Source organism: Pseudoalteromonas sp. T1lg122 (genome assembly GCF_002964825.1).
Classification (GTDB): domain Bacteria; phylum Pseudomonadota; class Gammaproteobacteria; order Enterobacterales; family Alteromonadaceae; genus Pseudoalteromonas; species Pseudoalteromonas gelatinilytica.
This window is the reverse complement of record NZ_PQCG01000001.1, coordinates 434,705-454,354: the sequence shown is the minus strand read 5'-3', so window position 1 is coordinate 454,354 and position 19,650 is coordinate 434,705. Positions and strand designations below refer to the sequence as shown.

General features: G+C 42.0%; 16 protein-coding genes. 10 read left to right on the top strand and 6 right to left on the bottom strand.

Annotation, left to right across the window (positions count from 1 at the left end; all coding sequences use genetic code 11):
* Position 1 precedes the first annotated feature (1 nt).
* The 4 genes from C2M33_RS02165 (at position 2) to C2M33_RS02150 (ending at position 6,267) form a co-directional block, all read left to right on the top strand.
* Complete coding sequence (locus C2M33_RS02165) at positions 2-1,771, top strand: alpha-amylase family glycosyl hydrolase (protein ID WP_105173561.1); 1,770 nt, start codon at positions 2-4, stop codon at positions 1,769-1,771.
* 259 nt (positions 1,772-2,030) lie between these two features.
* Positions 2,031-3,434: a hypothetical protein gene (locus C2M33_RS02160; RefSeq protein ID WP_105173560.1), complete on the top strand. Its 1,404-nt coding sequence runs from the start codon at positions 2,031-2,033 to the stop codon at positions 3,432-3,434.
* 12 nt (positions 3,435-3,446) lie between these two features.
* The gene (locus C2M33_RS02155; protein ID WP_105173559.1) at positions 3,447-4,598 is read left to right on the top strand and encodes an imelysin family protein; all 1,152 of its coding nucleotides are present in this window, start codon (positions 3,447-3,449) and stop codon (positions 4,596-4,598) included.
* Positions 4,599-4,641: 43 nt separating this feature from the next.
* Positions 4,642-6,267 carry a di-heme oxidoredictase family protein gene (locus C2M33_RS02150; protein ID WP_105173558.1) on the top strand — a complete coding sequence of 542 codons (1,626 nt, stop codon included), beginning with the start codon at positions 4,642-4,644 and terminating at the stop codon, positions 6,265-6,267.
* A gap of 36 nt (positions 6,268-6,303) precedes the next feature.
* Here the strand turns inward: C2M33_RS02150 and C2M33_RS02145 are convergent, their stop codons facing one another.
* Both C2M33_RS02145 and C2M33_RS02140 read right to left on the bottom strand, forming a co-directional pair.
* Positions 6,304-7,347: an ABC transporter substrate-binding protein gene (locus C2M33_RS02145; protein WP_063707703.1), complete on the bottom strand. Its 1,044-nt coding sequence runs from the start codon at positions 7,345-7,347 to the stop codon at positions 6,304-6,306.
* A gap of 150 nt (positions 7,348-7,497) precedes the next feature.
* Positions 7,498-10,344, bottom strand: a complete 2,847-nt coding sequence (locus C2M33_RS02140) for a TonB-dependent receptor plug domain-containing protein (RefSeq protein WP_105173557.1) — start codon at positions 10,342-10,344, stop codon at positions 7,498-7,500.
* Positions 10,345-10,654: 310 nt separating this feature from the next.
* On the opposite strand from C2M33_RS02140, the gene C2M33_RS02135 reads away from it, so the two are divergent.
* The gene (locus C2M33_RS02135) at positions 10,655-11,041 is read left to right on the top strand and encodes a cytochrome b562 (RefSeq protein ID WP_062565726.1); all 387 of its coding nucleotides are present in this window, start codon (positions 10,655-10,657) and stop codon (positions 11,039-11,041) included.
* 51 nt (positions 11,042-11,092) lie between these two features.
* On the opposite strand, the gene ykgO is transcribed toward C2M33_RS02135, so the two are convergent.
* Both ykgO and C2M33_RS02125 read right to left on the bottom strand, forming a co-directional pair.
* Entirely contained in the window at positions 11,093-11,230 is a 138-nt protein-coding gene (ykgO, locus tag C2M33_RS02130) for a type B 50S ribosomal protein L36 (protein WP_054554561.1), read from the bottom strand.
* An 18-nt stretch (positions 11,231-11,248) separates the two neighbouring features.
* Positions 11,249-11,500 carry a type B 50S ribosomal protein L31 gene (locus tag C2M33_RS02125; RefSeq protein ID WP_063707699.1) on the bottom strand — a complete coding sequence of 84 codons (252 nt, stop codon included), beginning with the start codon at positions 11,498-11,500 and terminating at the stop codon, positions 11,249-11,251.
* A gap of 249 nt (positions 11,501-11,749) precedes the next feature.
* On the opposite strand from C2M33_RS02125, the gene C2M33_RS02120 reads away from it, so the two are divergent.
* Entirely contained in the window at positions 11,750-11,977 is a 228-nt protein-coding gene (locus tag C2M33_RS02120; RefSeq protein ID WP_220095044.1) for a hypothetical protein, read from the top strand.
* 69 nt (positions 11,978-12,046) lie between these two features.
* On the opposite strand, the gene C2M33_RS02115 is transcribed toward C2M33_RS02120, so the two are convergent.
* Positions 12,047-15,823, bottom strand: a complete 3,777-nt coding sequence (locus C2M33_RS02115) for a S8 family serine peptidase (RefSeq protein WP_105173556.1) — start codon at positions 15,821-15,823, stop codon at positions 12,047-12,049.
* A 235-nt stretch (positions 15,824-16,058) separates the two neighbouring features.
* Complete coding sequence (locus C2M33_RS02110) at positions 16,059-16,712, bottom strand: DUF6058 family natural product biosynthesis protein (RefSeq protein ID WP_105173555.1); 654 nt, start codon at positions 16,710-16,712, stop codon at positions 16,059-16,061.
* Between the two features lie 160 nt (positions 16,713-16,872).
* On the opposite strand from C2M33_RS02110, the gene dapA reads away from it, so the two are divergent.
* From dapA to C2M33_RS02090, 4 genes are all read left to right on the top strand, one after another.
* Complete coding sequence (dapA, locus tag C2M33_RS02105) at positions 16,873-17,787, top strand: 4-hydroxy-tetrahydrodipicolinate synthase (protein WP_063707789.1); 915 nt, start codon at positions 16,873-16,875, stop codon at positions 17,785-17,787.
* 106 nt (positions 17,788-17,893) lie between these two features.
* Positions 17,894-18,604 (top strand): beta-ketoacyl synthase chain length factor, encoded by a 711-nt coding sequence (locus tag C2M33_RS02100; RefSeq protein ID WP_105173554.1) that lies wholly within the window; start codon positions 17,894-17,896, stop codon positions 18,602-18,604.
* Positions 18,594-19,379 carry a lysophospholipid acyltransferase family protein gene (locus C2M33_RS02095; protein ID WP_063707692.1) on the top strand — a complete coding sequence of 262 codons (786 nt, stop codon included), beginning with the start codon at positions 18,594-18,596 and terminating at the stop codon, positions 19,377-19,379. The genes C2M33_RS02100 and C2M33_RS02095 overlap by 11 nt, the downstream gene beginning before the upstream one ends.
* Complete coding sequence (locus C2M33_RS02090; protein WP_054554555.1) at positions 19,376-19,633, top strand: phosphopantetheine-binding protein; 258 nt, start codon at positions 19,376-19,378, stop codon at positions 19,631-19,633. The genes C2M33_RS02095 and C2M33_RS02090 overlap by 4 nt, the downstream gene beginning before the upstream one ends.
* Positions 19,634-19,650 lie beyond the last annotated feature (17 nt).

Genomic DNA, 19,650 nt, shown 5'->3' with positions numbered 1-19,650 from the left:
CGTGACTTTAGAGCTTTTGCAACAACGGGTTATACAGCATTTAACGTGTATTTATGCTGAGGTTGAACTACCAACAACCCTTGAACAACTTGCCGACAGGCTGATCAATACGATGCAAGGTGATGATCCTGTTCGTGACCCGACGCCACATAAAAACCGTTGGGATGAGCAAGATATGATTTTAATCGCTTATGGTGATTCTATCATTCGTCATGCTAATACGGATGACGCGGTTGCTAAGCCTGAAGAGCCGCCTTTGCATACCTTGCATCGCTTTGTTAAAAACCAGTGTTTGCCTGAACTCAATGCCCTGCATATTTTGCCGTTTTACCCATATAGTTCTGACGAAGGTTTTGCGGTGATGAACTATGTGCAAGTGAATGAAGCACTTGGCAATTGGCAGCATATTCGCGATATTTCAGCCGATGTCAGGTTGATGGCCGATTTAGTGATTAACCATTGTTCAAGCCGCAGCGTCTGGTTCGAAAACTTTATTCAAGGTAAAGAGCCGGGGAAAGGATACTTTAAAACCGCGAGCCCAAGTGACGACCTTGTGCAAGTTGTTCGCCCGCGTACATCACCGCTTTTACAAGCGGTTGAAACAAAAGATGGTTTGCAACATGTGTGGTGTACCTTTAGTCATGACCAAGTCGATTTTGATTTTGCCAACCCAGATGTGCTTAATGAATTTGTGGGGATAATTCGCCATTACTTAGATAATGGTGTACGTATTTTTCGTCTTGATGCAGTGGCATTTTTATGGAAAAAGCTTAATACCCGCTGCATCAACTTACCTGAAACTCATGAGGTGATCAGGTTACTTCGTACCCTTATAGAGCATGTTGAACCTAATGTGATTATTATCACTGAAACTAACATTCCTAACCGCGAAAACCTGTCGTACTTTGGTAATGCCAACGAAGCGCACTGTATTTACAATTTCTCACTACCACCGCTGTTATTGCACACTTTGCTCAGTGGTGACAGCACCGCATTAAAACATTGGATGATGAGTATGCCGCCAGCCCAACAAGGTACGGCTTACTTTAACTTTATCGCCTCTCATGATGGCATTGGTTTGCGCCCCGTTGAAGGCTTGCTCGATCAAGCGCAAATAGCGGAAATGGTGAGTACAACTGCAAAATATGGTGGTAAAGTTTCATTACGTACTGCGCCAGATGGTACCAATACTCCTTATGAGTTAAACATTGCCTTATTTGATGCACTGCAAGGAACGCATCAAGGCCCTGATAAGTGGGGTGTTGCTCGCTTTTTATGTGCACATGCCATTATGTTTGCGCTTGAAGGTATTCCTGGTTTGTATATTCATAGCCTACTTGGTACCACCAACGATTATGATCGCTTTGAAAATAGCCAACATAACCGAGCGATTAACCGTCACCGCTGGCAGGAATCTGATTTACTGGCAAAGCTGAGTAACGAAAATGCTCATCATCGTACTGTGTTTAAAGCGATGAAAAACCTAATGGCTATTCGTAAGGCACAAAGTGCATTTCATCCTAATGCAACCCAATATACGTTGCATTTAAGCGAGGGGTTATTTGGTTTTTGGCGACAAAGTATTAACCGTTCACAGAGCATGTTTTGTGTTTATAACATTAGTGATGAGGTACAAACACTCACCCTTGCTGATTTGAACTTAATAGAAACAGAGCAGTGGAAAGATCTGATCACCGCAGAAGTGATTGCAGAACATACTCAAACCTTGTCTTTGGCTCCTTACCAAGCAGTTTGGCTTAGTAATAAATAAACTTTTCATGCAAATCCGTTCGTTAACAAGCAAGCCCACCATAGGGTTTGCTTGTTAACAAATAATTCAGAATTATCGTACAATACTACCTTATTACACACCAAATTATCACTTCGCCCTAATTTTTAGTGCAATCGTCTTAGTAAATAAGGCTTATTTAATCTAAATTACCTTTTTTCTCAAAAAATATGGTTAACAATATTTACAATGTAAAAAGCAACTATTATCATTCTGCTTTTATTTTTAGGTGCGTTTTACAATGAAGAAAGCAGTACTCTCTCTCGCTGTGTCATTGGCTTTGACTCCACTATACAGTGTTGCAAATGATGACATGCAAGCTCAACTCGAAAAACTTCAACAACAACTCCTTGAACAACAAAAAGCGATTGATTACTTAAAAAGTCAATTAGAAGCAAAAAACACCCAGCAAGTTGCAGTGCAACAAAAAGCCCCAGTTGTTACTGAGCAGGCAGCACCCGTTGCTACAGTCGCAAGCAAAAAAGAGTCAAAACTTACTTTTAAAAGCTACGGTACTTTGCTTTATAAAAGTGACGAAGTGTTTGCCAACGTTCAAGATACTTCTCCAGAGCGCCGCGCCATAACAGATTTAGAGCGTGTTGTTACTGAGTTCGAATATGAAATTGATGATAAATGGAAAGTCGAATTTGAACTTGAGTATGAACATGGTGGTACAGGTACCACGCTTGAATACGACGGCTTTGAAGAATTTGGCGAATTTGAATCAGAAGTTGAAGCGGGTGGTGAAGTTATTGTCGAAAAGCTACAGCTAGAATATGAATATAACCCTAACTTTACAGTCAAGTTTGGTCATATATATGTTCCGGTAGGCTTAGGCACAGACTTAAATAAGCCAGATCAATACTTTACCACGACTCGCCATTGGGGTGAGGCAACTATGATCCCGCAAGTTTGGCATGAAACTGGGGTTAACTTAATTTCTCGTTGGTCTGACTTTACACTGCAAACATTGGTGACGACGGGTCTTAACTCTGAATACTTCCGTTCGACTAATTGGGTCGCGGGTGGTGCACAGCAACGCTTTGAAGAAAATACCGCAGATGATTTAGCGCTCACATTACGCCTTGATTATGGCAATGTTAAAGCCGGTAAAGGGTTTGGTGTTAGTTACTATACGGCAAATACATCTGATAACCGTCGCAATCAGGGCAAACTTGATGTGGATGGAAACGTGTCTATTCTCGGGTTACATGGTGCATGGACGTTAGATGATCTTGTGTTCCGTGGTCAGTACTTATATGGCGAGTTAGAAGACTCAGTTGCTATCACTGCTGCTAATAAAACTACGCCGGGTCTTCGTCCGGGAAGCTTTGCACAGCTTGGTAGTAAAGCTGAATCTGCATTTGTAGAAGCCGCTTATAATATGCAGGGGCTGTTTGATTTATCTTCGCCGCTGTATGTATTTACCTCGTTTGATTATGCCAACCCAATGCTTGAAGTGGCCAGTGGTGCGGCTATCCATCGTTACGACATTCGTGAGCTTAACTTTGGTTTAAATTACCTTCCAAACAAAAACTTAATTCTAAAACTTCAGGGCGGTCAACGTTATTACGCACAAGACGATATCGATGACACGACTCACTTTAGCGCCTCTCTTGGCTATAAATTTTCAACAGAACTATAAAGGAACCTTGGGATGAAAACTGTATTAAACAGCATCACAGCTGTCATTTTAGCGTCAACACTTGTTGCATGTGGTTCGTCTTCTTCGGATGATTCTTCAGATACAAGCACACCCGTTACTGAAGTAACAGGCTTTAGCTATGATGCAAGTGATTTAATTGAAAACGTAACTGAGCAAGTAATTGTTGATGGTTACGAAATGCTAAACAGCAAGGCAACGGTTCTACATAACGCGACACTCACATTATTAGAAAACAAAAACGCAGCTGCGCTGGCTGCTGCTCAACAAGCTTGGAAAGATGCACGTGTATTCTGGGAGCAAGGAGAGTCACATATCTTTGGTCCTGTTGATAGTTTATCAATTGATCCACATCTTGATACTTGGCCACTGAATACCGCTGATTTAGAAGCACTACTTGCAAGTAACACAACGTTCTCTGCTGATAATGTGAAGAACTTTGACGATGGTGTACAAGGTTTCCACACCATGGAGTTCTTATTATTCGGTAATGGCGTTGAAGATAACGATAAGTCAATTGACGAAATGACTGTGCGTGAAATGGAATACTTAATTGCATGTGCTGAAGTATTTAATATTCATACACAAAGCCTTGTTGATGCATGGGTTATCTCTGCAAATGCGGATGATGAACCTGCTTATAAAGATTATTTATTAACACCGGGCAATGATAAATACTCATCTGAGTTAGGTGTTATCGAAGAGTTAGTCAATGGGGTTATCGGTATTGTTGATGAGGTAGGTAACGGTAAAATTGCAGAACCATTTGGTACTAGCAAAGACACAGCTGACACATCATTGGTTGAATCACAATATAGCTGGAACTCATTAACTGACTTTAGCAACAACATTGTTGGTGTACAAAATGTGTTTTTAGGCACATTCAGCGATGAAAACGACAGCCCAGGTCTTAAAGCATTTATCAATGCCGGTGACGCTGAACTAGCAGCGAAAGTTGAAACTCAAATTTCAGCAGCGATTGCAGCGATTGATGCCATTGCAGGGGCAGATGATATGCCATTTAGACAAGCGATTAAGGATGATGCTGGTCGCGTTCGAATTCAAACAGCGATTGATGCGCTAGGTGAATTACAAGCGACCCTTGAAGAAGAAGTTGTGCCACTTATCAAAGAGTGGAATTTATAATCGCTGGGGAAGCATCTGCTTCCCCTCTTTACAAGATACCGTCATGAATGTAAAAGCAATTAAACCAATTCTATTTGCTTTCACAGCCTTATCTTTAGTGGCATGTGGAAGTAAAACCAGCGATAAAAGCGCGACCGAAACGACAACACCACCACCAACAAGCAGCGAAACTGATCCAAATTATATTGATGTCGTTGCCTTGGCAGGTGATGCGACAGCCCTCGATACCAATAATTCAGGCCATGGTTTCTCTACACCTATGCCTAATTTAAGTGATTCAGAACTCGATATTCACTTAACTGGCGATGCTAATTTTGAAACATCCTTTACGACAGCCCCGAATGATGCACACCCGGAACTCGATGGTTTAGGACCTGTTTTTAATAACAATAACTGTAATGCTTGTCACCAACGAGATGGTCGCCCAAGTACTATTGTTCCAACCGCTGAACAGCAAACTGTGAAGTTAGCGAATGATGCAGGGATCTTTTTACGCGTTAGCTTAGCTGATGGCGTGTGTGAAATGCCAAGTAGTGTCAATGATTTTTGTCAGGTTACAGGCGTTGAAGGGTTTGGGGATCAACTCTTTCACCGGGGGATTTTACAAGCCCGTGAAGACTGGCAAACGCATAATTTTGGTGGCCAAGCTGATGTATATCTAAGCTATGATTACACGGAGTTTAGCTACCCGGATGGAAGTACTGTCACGTTGAAAAAGCCGGTATTTACTATCGACAATGCATGGGACTCACCTGAAAACTTCAGTTTAAGTGCCCTTGCCAATGAAGATGTACGTTTTAGTGCCCGTAATGGCATGCCTGTCTTTGGTCTTGGATTGCTTGAAGCGATTGAAGAGCAAGATATTCTAGCGCTTGAAGATGTTGATGATGCCGACAACGATGGAATTTCTGGTAAAGCAAACTGGGTATTTGATGCTGTTAAGGCTCAAGCGGGTGATGAAACCCCTGTGTCACTTGGACGATTTGGTTGGAAAGCCAGTACACCATCAGTCAGACAGCAATCACTAGGTGCACTACGTGGTGACATGGGGGTAACCAACTCATTGTTCCCAGAAGAAAGCATTGCCAATACATTAATGCACGAAAGTTATTTATCTCGTACTAACTATCAAGATACCGGTTCTGATGAGCAAGGATTGCCAGAAGCCAGTGATGAGTTTTCTGATACGGTCGTGTTTTATGCAGAAACGCTTGCTGTGCCAGCTCGTCGTAATGTTGCCGACGAAGATGTTAAAGCCGGTGCACGTTTATTCAGCGAGTTAAACTGTACTGGATGTCATACGCCTCGTTTTGTAACCGCAAATGGTGCCGCTTTATTACTGGGCGGTATTGCAGCGCCTGCGGCTGTAAAAGGGCAAGAAATTTGGCCATTTACCGACATGTTGTTGCACGACATGGGTGAAGAGCTTGCAGATAACCGTCGTGATTTTATGGCAACAGGCCGTGAGTGGAAAACGCGTCCGCTTTGGGGGATTGGTTTAACGAAAACAGTTAACCCTGCCGCAGGTTTCTTACATGATGGGCGCGCAGCCACACTTGAAGAAGCGATTTTATGGCATGGTGGTGAAGCTGAAAAAAGTAAGCGTGAATTTACAGAGCTTAACAGTGAAAAAAGAGCTCAGTTAATTAGCTTTTTACAATCACTATAGCTTTGAAACCCTTTAAAAGCGCACTGTCAACGCCCTTTACAGTGCGCTTTTTGTTGCCTCTAAGAGAAGTGATTCAACACAAAAGGGAAGGGGATTTTTATTCGCTTTACTGAAAACGCGAAAGTTAATTGCTAAGTTATCACTGTGAATTTGTTCAACTAGCTTGAGCGTTTGTTCGTTATGTTGGCTGAAAATGGCCACTTCATGATGCATAGGTCCGGTTGCGTGCTTATTCAGTAAATCATAAATATTTACCAAAGCAAACGCCCCCAACGTAACATGACCGCCGATAGTGACGTCTATTTTTTCTGCTACAACGCTGAGTGGCCAATTTATTGCACCAACCCTTACATCTTTGCGTTTGTTTAACTCATCAAGCGCTGCAATCGCCCCTATTGCCATGGCATCGTTGGCAGCCCAAACAATATTAATACTTGGTTGATGGCTAAAATAGCCGAGGCTCTGGCGATACGCTTGTGTTGCTGACCAGTTGGCAACTGTTTTCGCGGTGATAGTCGCATTATCATGCGTTTGAACACTTTGCTCTAAACCATGCTCTCTATCAAGTGCTGCATGGGTCGTGTAATCACCATTTATCGCGAAAATATTAGCCGTGTGCTGCGTTTGTTCTATTAGCTTATCGGCTAATAGTTGCCCCGCTTGTTTATTATCGGGCACCACGCTACCTGCGATATTAATACCCTGATCAATCAAACGGTTTAGTTCTTGTTCTGATGGGCGGTTAAGTAAAAAATAGATGGGCGTAGAGATGTGCTTTAAGCTCAAAAGTTGTTGGGTAAGCACACTTTTCTCATCAACTAAAATCAACATATCTGGCTTAGCTTTAAGCGCCTTAGCCACTAATGACTTCATTTCAATATGATTCCGGTTGGCATAATGAATCGTTAAATCGAGATCAAAGTCTTTGGCAGCGTCACGCATCAACTGCGACACTTCAAACCAAAACGGGCCCGTGACATTGGTATCGGCATGACCGGGGTTTATAAAAATAATACTTTGCTTGGCAAAAACACTCGGTAAGCAAAATAGGCAGATAGTGAAAAATACCGCTTTAAGCATAGTCTTATTAGGTTAAAAGGCCGATAGGGAAGAGTATAGCTTGAATTGTCAGGTTTTAAGTAAATGATTGGAATTGGATAGTATTTTTAATACCGGATAGAAAAAGGGCTGCACAAATGTGTAGCCCCAAGAGAATCAAATATTTTACGATTAGAAATCGTAAGATAGTCTTAAGTAGCCGAAACGACCGATGTTATCGTAACTCGCACTACCAGAACCTGTACCTAACGTACCGTATGGAAGTTTGCGGTTGAAGATATTATCTACACCCAGCTTCACACCAAAACCACTTTCAAAGTTATAACCAATTGTTGCATCAGAGATAACGTAAGTACCAAATGTCATTAAGCTATTTGGATTCGGGTTATCTGCAAGTTCTTGGTCAGTGTAAAGGCTCACTTCATCTAGATAACGTGTATCAAACGTTGTAAAGAAACCATCACGCTTATACGAAATTGAAAGGTTTGCTTGCCATTTCGCTTCACCGGTTGTGCCAGCGTACTCATAGTAGTCGCTAGGTTGGTCTTGGAATGGGAAGGTTTTACGCTCGATTAAGTACGTACCAATTAAACGTGTTGAGAAGTTGCCTTCTAGTGCATCAAAGTCATAACCTAATTCGAAGTCAACACCTGATGCTTCTTGACCAGACACGTTCAGAACTGAGTTTTGAATAAGTGTAATTTCATGTGAGCTGCTATCACGCGTGATCAGGTTACAGTATTGGTTATTAATACCACCTTCTGCATCCACACAGCGGTCAAGAATGTCTTGTGAACCGATGGTTGAAATCGCGTCTTCAAGCTCAATTTTCCAGTAGTCAACTGTCACTACTGCGTTTTCAATGAATGAAGGTTGGTAAACAAAACCAATTGTTGTACTGGTTGATTCTTCGCCTTTCACGTCTCGGTTACCACTTACTAAACCTTCAAGGGTTTGTGCATCGTAATCTGATTCAAAATCAGCAGGTACACCAAGGGCAGCACAGTTCGCGCGGCGTACTTCTGAGTTTTGTAAATCATTTAGGTTGTCAGCTAAACACGGATCGTCAACACTGTAGAATGTTTGGCTTGGTGCACCAAAGATTTCGCCAATGTTTGGCGCGCGAAGTGCTTCAGATTGCGTTGCACGTACTCGTAGTTGATCGTTAACTGTCCAATCTAAACCAAGTTTCCAGCTTGTTGCATTACCAATTGTGCTGTAATCAGCGTAACGTACCGCTGTATCGAGTACTAAGTCTTGTACAAGTGGCAAATCAGCAAGAAGTGGGATTGATGCTTCGAAGTAAATTTCGTTTACGTCAAACTCACCTTTGTCTTCGCCAAGCGCGTTAAAGAAGGTACCGGCTGCGTTGTCTGGCTCTTTAGTTTCGCTTTCTTCTTTACGGTATTCAACACCCGCTGCAAAACCAATATAACCAGCTGGTAATTCATAAATTGCTGAATTTGCAAGTGAAGCAGACACAACTGTTTGGGTAATCTTTGAAGTACCTACTGAAACAGTATTGATGTAATCAATCGCTTCTTGGCTTGGTGCACCGAAGCCCATGATATTAACAGGGACACAACCTTCAGCACGCGCTTCTTCGCTGCGACAAACAACATTGCCTGAACCATCATCTACAGCATCAAGGGCATTGTAGTAGTTTGCCATGATCATGTTAGCGCCATTAACACGCTCTAAATCAGTTTGACCATATACAACTGACGCATCTAATTCCCAATCTGTGAATACAGTGCCTTTTAAACCTGCAACAAAACGAGTCGTTTCACGTGTATTGTCTTCAACACGACGACCTAAATCAGTCATCATGCGGTTAACCATGATTGAGCTAACACCTTCTTGTTCCATTAGATCTTTAACGCTTGAATCAAGGTAAGGGTTATCAATCTTGATACTGTTATTTGGGTTAAAGAAGAAGAATGCTGGCTGACCAATGCTCTGACCTTCGCTATTTACGTATTTAGCTTCAAGATACGCATTCATGTTTTCTGCGATATCATAGTTCGCTTTGAAGTTTATGTTGTAGCGTTCAAATTCAGGTTGAATTTGGTTGAACTGTGCTAGGTTAAATGAATCACAGTTAGCACATGCAAGGCCATCCACTTGGTCGCCAATGTTAAGTTCACGATAAGTACCATCTGGGTTAAATGAATTTACAAAGCCATTACTTAGCGCGAATACACCTGCGTTATTAATCGCATAGTAGCCTGCATTTGGCGTATAAATGTAGTCAGGGAAAGCAGGATCATCTTTGTTTTCTGCTGTTTGCGCAGTGTTGCGCATATTGCGGTAAGAGCCATCAGTCCAAGGGTGGTCTAACGCATTTAAAGTATCTTGGCCAGAATACTCAACAGAGAATGCCACGTTACCGCGGTCATTATCGAAGTTAGTGCCGTAAGAGAATGTTGCTTTTTCGTTGCTGTAATCGCTTAGATCAGATTCGCCTCGAGTAACACTCGCGCTAAAACCTTCGATGTTCTTTTTAAGAATGAAGTTAACTACACCTGTTACAGCATCGGCACCGTATACAGCTGATGCACCACCTGTGATGATTTCAACACGCTCAACCCATGTGCTTGGAATTGTATTTGTATCAACTGATTGAGAGCCAGCAGAGCTAGAAACGTGACGCTTACCATTGACAAGTACCAGCGTACGGTCAGTACCCATATTACGTAAATCAAGAATGCTTAAACCCGCAGTACCGATGTAACGGCCAGAGTTTGAAAGCGAAAACGTATTACCAAGAGCTGGTAATTTATTAAGCGCTTCACCGATATTAACAGCACCAGTATTAATTAAGTCATCACCACTGATCACGGTCACTGGTGCAGGTGCAATTGCGCCTTCACGTAAAATGCGAGAGCCCGTAACTTCGATGCGGTCGATTGATTGTACACCTTCTTCATCAGCAGCAAATGACTGACCCGAAATTGCAAGTGCAGATGTGCACAGGGCAAGCTTAATACTTGCACCTAAGATGTTATGTTTTTTCATTGTTTCACCTGTTAGTTTTTATTTTATCCCTTAAAGGGTTGTTAACAGTTGTTCTTAAAATGTTAACGCGGTGCACTTTATCATTGTCCCTATTATTTGCAAACAAAAACTACGTATCAATTTGTACACATCTAATTTCAATTTAAACAGTGTGTTAGGTTCTTTGTGGGGTTCAGGTGTTTTTTGTTTGTTGTGAAAAGGTGGTTACAGAATATTTACTTTGTTGCTGTATTCGGTATTTTAATGGCATTAGGTTTACGTAGCGTTTCGCTTTATAATGGGTGCATAATTTGTATTTGGTTGAGAGTGTATGAAAGCCATTTTTATTAGTTTTTTAATCGTTTTTTCCAGTCTGAGCGCGGCCAACAATATTGACCTTGAGGCCAATATGAAAAACATGGGGCTTGCTTATAAAAACTCAGTGCGAGCAACTGATTTAGCTACCTTTAATACCGCTATTGATGAATTTATTGAGTTGTTAGAGACAGCCAAAACAGCTGATTTTAAACAGCATAAAACGGCGTCTTTAGAAGGGCTTGATAAAGTCATAAATCAAGCAAAGCAAGCTAAGCAACTTGCAACGACTCGTGGCCTTGAAGCAGCAAAAGCGCCGCTTAAATCTATTGATGAGCTACGTAAAAAATACCATGAGCTCCATGAGCCGCCAGGTTTTTGGGAATTGCTATTTGGTAAGTAAGTTATTGAGTTAAAATTACTTTAATTTAAAAAAGGTGCCTAGGCACCTTTTTTAACGCTTTTTCTTTTTACCTTGAACGGCTTTAAAGCGCGGATTGTCTTTATTAATAACATAGACACGACCTTTACGCTTTACGATTTGGCAGCCCGGGCGGTTCTTCGCGCTTTTTAATGAACTTAATACTTTCATGTTCTTTCCTTATAGCAACTATTTGCTCGCTAAGCTTTTAAAACGACGATTAAACGCAGCAACACGGCCATCGCTTGCAACGGCTTTTTGCTTACCGGTATAAAACGGGTGTGAATCGCTTGATACGTCAATTGGCACATAAGGGTAGGTTTTGCCCTCAAGTTCAATCGTGCGCGAAGTTTTGATTGTCGAACCAATAATAAAATAGCTGTCTGCCGCTGTATCATGAAACGCGACTTGCTGGTAATCAGGGTGGATATTTGGCTTCATAATGCACCTATTTGTTATGTGATAATGTAGCGATTGTAGAGTGGTCGACTATTTGGGTCAAGATAAAAATGATTCTTATTTATATTGTTTTGTCTTAAATTTGTACAAGCTGAACAATCAATAAGCAGTTAGATTTAAAAAGCTGGATATTGTCGATAAGGCTGTTATAACTAGGTATGCGTGCTTATTTTAAAGAGGGATATGGAAGTGAATGATAAAACTAGCCGTGAAGAACTAGATCAAAATGTAATGAACACGCTTCGCGATAAAGACCATTCTGTTTTAGCTAATCATGTAGACACCTTGTCGTGTACTCACAACGATATTATTGAGTTGTTGGCACAGTATTTAGCACTGAGTGAACAAGATGATGATGAGCGTTTCGATACCTGGTTTGATAATCTAAGTAAAGAGCAACACACTGTCGTAAAAACGTTTGAAGTGTATCGTGGTCAGTACGAGCATTTAGATTCTTAATACTTGACCATGTTGTTTTTAGATTAAAAAAGCCACCCGAAGGCGGCTTTGTTGATTAGCGCTAACTAATTAATCTAACATGTAAGCTCGCATGGTAATTTGCTCAGCTTGGCTTGAACCATAATCAGAAACAATCGTACGAATATGGACAAAGTCACCGACGTTGCCAGTATTAGGGATAGTTGCCACCCATTTACCGTCAATGTGTTCAACCTGTGCATCTAACCAGTTTTCGCTTGAGAACTTGGTTGATACAGGGCAATAGATATAAGCAGGCACGTTAGCAATCGTACATTCTTGGCCGTACGCATATTGGAATTGTACATCTGCCAGCGCCACTTCACCTACACCATCCAATAAACCCGTTAACTTAACGTGAGCCGCTTCACCTGCTTTCATGCTGTTATTAATATCAACAGGTAAATCAATCATAGGCACTAAAATTGGCTGAACACCTTGTTGTTGCTCGTCAGCCGTAAATGTATAGAAGCCTTGGTAAAGAGAACCAAGTTTATCATTGACCGGAGAGCGCTCACCGACACCGCGGGCATAAGATCGCATTTCTAAGGTAATTTGATGAGAGCCCGGTTCAAGCGTTAACGTGCCTTGATACGGAGAGGCTGGCTCACCATTTACTTTTAAACCAAATGCTGAGCTACCCATATAACCAAAAATACCATCATGGTTTGCGGCATCGCCAAACGAAGCAAGATTAAAGTAAAGGACATTGGTATCGCGGCTAATAATCGCTGAGCCACTGCTGCCTAAGCTGCCAGCACGAGGACCTTTAAACCAAGTGGTGCTTTGCTCAGCACCTTCAGTCATTGCGCGTGGGCCATCAAAGTAAGCGCCTGCACTTTGAATTTGATAGTTTGGCATAACGACATTCGTCCACGCATTTTTTGCACTTGCTGTGTAATATTCATCACGTTGATGAGGCAACATAATTAACTGCGAGCTACCTGTCGAGTAGAACTCTCCGGTACTGTTGGTCATTGCCATAACATCAGTCCATGCCGGGCGCTCATCATTTTGCGAATGATAAGACGCACTCATTTTATGCATTTTATGCTCAGCAACATTGATTTGCCCAGATTGAATTCGGCCATCAGTAATGTGGTTGATTGAATAGGCATAAGGTGAGCGTTCAGCCGCAATACCAGACCAGCTAACGATATTGTTGCCAGCTTCGATTTCTGCCATTAAGGCTTCACCTTGTTCGGTACTAATACCAATCACGGGTACTTTTGGTGTGCCTGTGATCGCGCCTTTATATCGGCCGCCACGACCAGGGCGGTAAAAGATTACGCCACTAGCGCCATGTTTCATCGCGTTACCGACCATGTACGACGTGAGGTAATTAGGATTCGCAATAAGCGCTATTTTTCCGTCTAACTCAAATTGACTCCAATCAGTGCTGTAGCCGGCATCACCTACTGGCACGACTTCTGCTGACCCTTCACCATGAAAAGACAGTGCTAAACCTTGTTTGATGTAATCAAGTTCAACCCCGTTTTGCATAGTGACGGTTGTTTCTGGAGCCACCGCGCGGGTGGTGATAAATGAGCGAAAACGGTCGTCATGACCTTGTGACCATGCATACATATCATTTACGTAATCAGGTGCCATTTCGATAGCAGCAAGCTTCGCCACTTCTTGATCGTCAATCGCGTAAGTAAAGCCAAATGAATAGCCTTGTGGATCAAGAGGCTGGTCAGCTTTAAAGGTGACAGGTTGAGCGTTACGTGCATCAAAGTTAATCTCTGTTTTGCCATCAATCTTACGATTTAATACAGCCATTTGTGCCGCTGATTCAACTAAACCAGAGCTGGTTTGCGGGTTATCGTAAGTCATAATGTTAGCAATCAACGTATAGTAACCAGCAGGTACATCGATATTGGCTTTGCCGCCAGTGAGTCTAACAAGACTGCCCCAATCATCTTCTTCATTAATTAAGTAAAGCTTTGATGGAGAGCCTGCTTGATTGCCCCAGCGATCTGTCAGGTTAACCGTTAAATTAACGTGAGGTTGGTCAATCCAAAATGACACTGGCACCGTCACTTGCTGATCTGTATTGCCAACAGTTGTGCCTGTGATGCGACCTGTAATTGCACCATAAGCACTGTTATTAAGGGCCACACTTGGGTCAATCCACATAGGGACTTGAGCAATACCTTTGGCTGGGATTGTCACTGAGTTAACATCTAATCCTGCCAGAGTCGCTGGCAATTGTGTTTTGCCATCTTCACCAATTAAGTCTAATTTCAATTTTAATTGAATACTTTCATCAGACGTGTTTGTTAGCGTGATCTGTGTTTCTGTAAATGCATTATTAGCATTATCAAAATAGCCAAGTTCACGGTTCGCAGGAGCCACAATAGCTTGGTTAATGGCGCGGTCGATATTCATGGCACCGGCACCTTGCTCAAGGACGTGTGAGTTACCACTAAATACGGATGATGTGAGCACATCTTTAATTTCTTTTGGCGTAAGATCTTGGCGAGCTTGCATAACAATTGCAGCACCACCGGCAACATGCGGGGCTGCCATTGATGTACCTGAATACACGCGGTAAGCCGTATCACCTAAGCCACCAGATGCTGCGGCAACAACAGATACACCTTGCGAGGCAATATCTGGTTTTGCTGAGTGGCCATCTGGCGATGGACCGCGTGAAGAGAACGACGCCGTATTGCCGTCACGATCAATGGCACCTACGGTTAATGCACTTGGCGCACAGCCCGGTGAACCAATTGTTTCACGGGTAAAGCTATTGCCCGCAGAGATAACAAATAAGGCCTTATTGCTCAGCGCTTCAACCATCTCAACCAATGGGCCACTACAGGTTGTTGCTGTGCCACCCAATGACATATTTACAATGTCAGCGTGCTCTGAAAGCACCGCCCATTGCATGCCATTTAAAATACCGTAGGTTGATCCTCCTCCTGTATTACCAAGTACTTTACCGATAATTAAATCGGCAGCTGGTGCCACACCGACCCATTTACCTTCTGACTCATGACCATTGCCTGCAACGGTTGAGGCTGTATGAGTACCATGACCATTTAAATCATCTACACCGTTGCTCGAATACGTAAAATCACGAGATGCAATGACGCGACCTTGTAAGTCTGGGTGCTCGGTATCATAGCCTGTATCAAGTACAGCAACTTTAATACCTGCGCCATTATAGTTAATCGCTGACTCACCATATGCGCCGGTAAGCGGGACTGTTGGAGTCAGTGTTTCTGACTGAGTGACCTTGTGAGCATGAACGACAGCATCAAGCCAAATACCTTCGACGTCAGCTTGTGCAACAAGGGTTTGCCAAGTTTGCGCTGCTTTGTCTTTGCTGATTGCAAATGCGGCGCTGTCGATTAGCTCAATTTCACCGGTTAATGACATACCAGCAAGCGTTGCTGGGACTGCAGGTCCTGCAAGGGTGCCATCGCGGTATTCAACAATGACGGGAAGGGCGTCGGTTGATGCATCATCGTAACCCGATTCATATAACTTATTAATATTGAAAAGCTCTAAATCAATCGCATTTGAATCTACTAAAGCTTGTGCATGGTTTGGAACTACATAGGTGTTGTTACCACGTTTAAAGATACTGGTGAATGTATCTGAACCATCTGCATTCACTAATCGAATGCCGCCTAGCTTGCCGTCTTTATTGACAACAGCCGACACTTTGTCCCCAGTGATCAAAGTGAATGTAAGGGCATCCGCTTTACTTTGTTGTGTAACAAATGATTCTTCTGCGGTTGCTGGTTGGGCAATCGATAAGCCGAGCATGGCTAAGTAGGTCGCCTTTAAGCGACCAAGCCTTGGAAAAGGTTTCATCTTTTCATCCTGTATTTTGATTTAATTAGTTTGGAAGAAAGGAATTATTGCTAGGTGCCAAAACAACAAACATGACAAGAGCAATAACTCAACCAGACCAATCTATCGATCAAGCAGATGAAAACCTACAAAACAAAGGTAGCAAATTGTATTAACCTATTTATAACAAAATAAACACTGTTGTAACTTTGTGCGGTTATTCAGTTGCGCTTCATTTAAAGCGCAAAATGAGCAGTTATTTTACCGATAGGTCGTATTTTGCAACGACATCATCAATATAACGATGGCGCAAGGTGTTTTTACCTTCGTTGCCCGTACCATGGCTTAACGCGCGGTTCATTAATTTGAGTGCCTTATGTAAGCTTTGGCGCTCTTCTACGCTTAAACCTGTTTTAGTACGCAATTCAGTAATGTCATCAATCAATAACTTAGCTACGTCGAGCTGTACGGCTTCTTCAACTAAGCCATTTTGTGTGAGCACACCGTATTTACTGCATAAAAACTGTTGCCAAACTTGCTGTAAGTGCTCGTCAATTTCACTGCCAAATAATTCTTCATCGATAGCAAAGCCTTGCTCAGCAAGCTTACTGAGTTGATTTGAATATTGCTGAGCAAAATAATTAAACGCTTGGCAGGATGAGGTTATGTCATGTTTGATAATTAATTGCCCCCAACTAGCGGCACCACGAGGGTAATAATCTTGATATTCTTCGCATTGATAAATGCCCGAATACGAGCTGCATTCTAATTGGCTCTGCAAACAATAACTCGGTTTTGGAAATAAACTACTTTGTTGCCATGCCGATAGCGTTTCCTCATCAATTGAGAGGGTATGGCACAGCTCTTCGGTAGTATAAAAGTAGGTTGCCAAAAATTTTGAAAGTTGCATTATCAAATACTCACAATAAACACTGTTAATTTATACAGTGTTTGATTTTGGCTTAACTTTGATTTTTTCTCAAGTATTTTTATTTATTGCATCACACTACTCGGAAAATGCCCGTGTTTATGATACAACTAGCGCAAATTTTCCAAACATTAAAAAAGTTATGCGCAACCTAGAAACAATTAAACAAGCAAGTTTGATCACCGCTATAAAAACACCTTATTTAACCAATGGTGAAATTGATCTTGCATGTTATGACGACCTTGTTGAACAGCAAATTGCAGCTGGTGTTGATGGCATCATTGTGGGTGGGACCACAGGTGAAGGCCAATTAATGAATTGGGAAGAACACTTAATGCTAATTGCTCACAGTGTTAGCAAATTCTCGGACCGTTTATTAATTGTTGGTAATACAGGTAGCAACAATACGCGTGAAGCAATTAAAGCAACCGAGTATGGTTTTGCCACCGGTATGGATGCAGCCCTGCAAATAAACCCATATTATGGGCGTACGTCGCTGGCGGGTGTGAAAGAGCACTTTAACCGTTTACTTGATATTGGTCCTGCGTTTATCTACAACGTCGCAGGTCGTACAGGCCAAGATTTAACACCAGATATCATTGAGCCACTTGCGAAGCACGAAAACTTTATCGGTGTAAAAGAGTGCGGTGGCAATGAGCGTATTGCTCATTATGAACAGCAAGGCATTGCTTGTTGGTCAGGTAACGATGATGAAGCGCATGATGCAAGGCATATTCATAATGCGCACGGTGTTATCTCGGTTACATCAAATATCATCCCTGGCTTATTCCGTCAGTTGATGGATGAAAAAAATGATGCACTTAATGCAAAACTACAGCCACTTATGGGCTGGTTATTCTGCGAGCCTAATCCAATTGCAATCAATACGGCGCTGATGATGACAGGCGCGGTAAATCCTGTGTTCCGTCTTCCTTATGTGCCACTTACACGTGCACAGCAAGAGATCGGTTTAGGTTACATTAACGAACTTGATATTGCTGATATAGTTGGTGAAAAAGCACAACTTTTAACCGAAAAAGACGTTATTTTACGATAAAAATGAATGAGTGCTTAATTGCGGCTGTAATTAAGCACCATTGTTTTACTTTTTTGTAGCTAATAGGTAAAATTAGCAATCGTTTGGCGTTATAAGAATAATATTTGTGAAATTTGTTGTTGATAATTTGTGTTTATGGGTTGCACCCGAGCAACAAATAGCAGAATTAAGCCATCTCAATATTGCTGACCTTGATTTAAGCTGGGTTGCACCGATGCAGCGCCGCCGCTTAAGCCCGTTTATGAAAATGGCGCTTCATACTATGCATCAAGCGCAAGGCGAGCATCAGCAGCTAGCCGTTAATTTTTCATCTCGTCATGGCGACTTACCAAAAACAGCGCAATTGTTACATTCACTCGTCGAACAAGAACCGCTATCTCCAACCGCATTTGGTTTGAGTGTACATAATGCTGCAACCGGATTATTTTCGATTATTGCAAAAAACAAAGCCCCAATGAATGCTATCGCTGGTGGCCAAGACAGCATTATTTCAGCCATGATTGATGGTTTTGCTCGTGTTCATAGTGGTGTAGAGCAGCAAATTTTAATTGCCCATGCCGAAAGTGTATTACCTGATGAATACTTACCATTTAGCGACGAGCAACAAATTGCTCATAGTGTATCGTTCGTATTATCAACAGCGCAGGCCGGTAAGCCGTATTTTGAATTAACAAAACTTCCTGAATCAGAACATACTCAAAGTGACTCGTGTTTACCACTGAGTTTGCAATTAGCAGCTGCTTTAACAAGCAAAGGATCACAATCGCTGCTTTCACATCAACAATCAGCTTGGATGCTACAGTACCATGGCGACTAACGTTTACATTAAGTTGAATAAAATTTGGCGGGTACTGGCAACCGGGTTTTGTTTTTCTGTATTTGGCTTTGGCGGTATTGTACTCACTTTGTTGGTTTTGCCTTTACAACGTTTATTTGAACCTTGCCAAGCGAAACGTAAGCAAAAAGCGCGTTTAACGGTTCACTATAGTTTTAAATTCTTTGTTGCCTTGATGCATTACACTGGTGCTATCCATTTTTCTGTGCAAGATAAACAGAAATTTCATGATCTTAAAGGGCAGTTAGTACTTGCCAATCACCCTTCATTAATTGATGTTGTGGTGCTGATATCTGTGATTAAAAATGCTGACTGCGTGGTCAAAGCACACTTATTTAAAAATCCATTTATGCGCGGTGTAATTAAAGGCACAGGTTATATTAGTAATGAAGACCCACAAGAGTTACTGAATGATTGTGAAGCATCACTCGCTGCTGGAAATAACCTGATTATCTTTCCTGAAGGCACCCGCACAACCCCAGGTGAACAGTTAACATTTAAGCGTGGCGCTGCGAATATTGCTGCGCGTTGTAAAGCCCCAATTACTTCAGTGCTGATTAGTATGAAACCCAGTACTTTGACCAAAGGCACACCATGGTATTGCGTTGCCGCAACAAAAGCGCATTTTGAGATGCGCTTTGCCACTGACCCATTTACGTTTGACAACACATTTAATAATGAACAACCCGCCATGCAAGCGCGACAATTAACCCGTGATTTGCAACATTACTTTTCAGAGGAACTCAGGCACCTATGACTGAACTAAAGAACAAAATAAAACAATTAATCATTAGCAGCTTAGATCTTGAAGATATTACCGTGGATGATATTGAAAATGACCAACCTTTGTTTGTTGATGGTTTAGGCCTAGATAGTATCGATGCGCTTGAGCTTGGCTTAGCCATTAAAAAAGAGTTTAACGTTAAAATTGACGCAAACTCAGAACAAACAAAAGCCCATTTTGCATCGGTAGATGCATTGGCAGAATTTATTAACCAACACCAATCATAATACAGACTTAGAAGTAG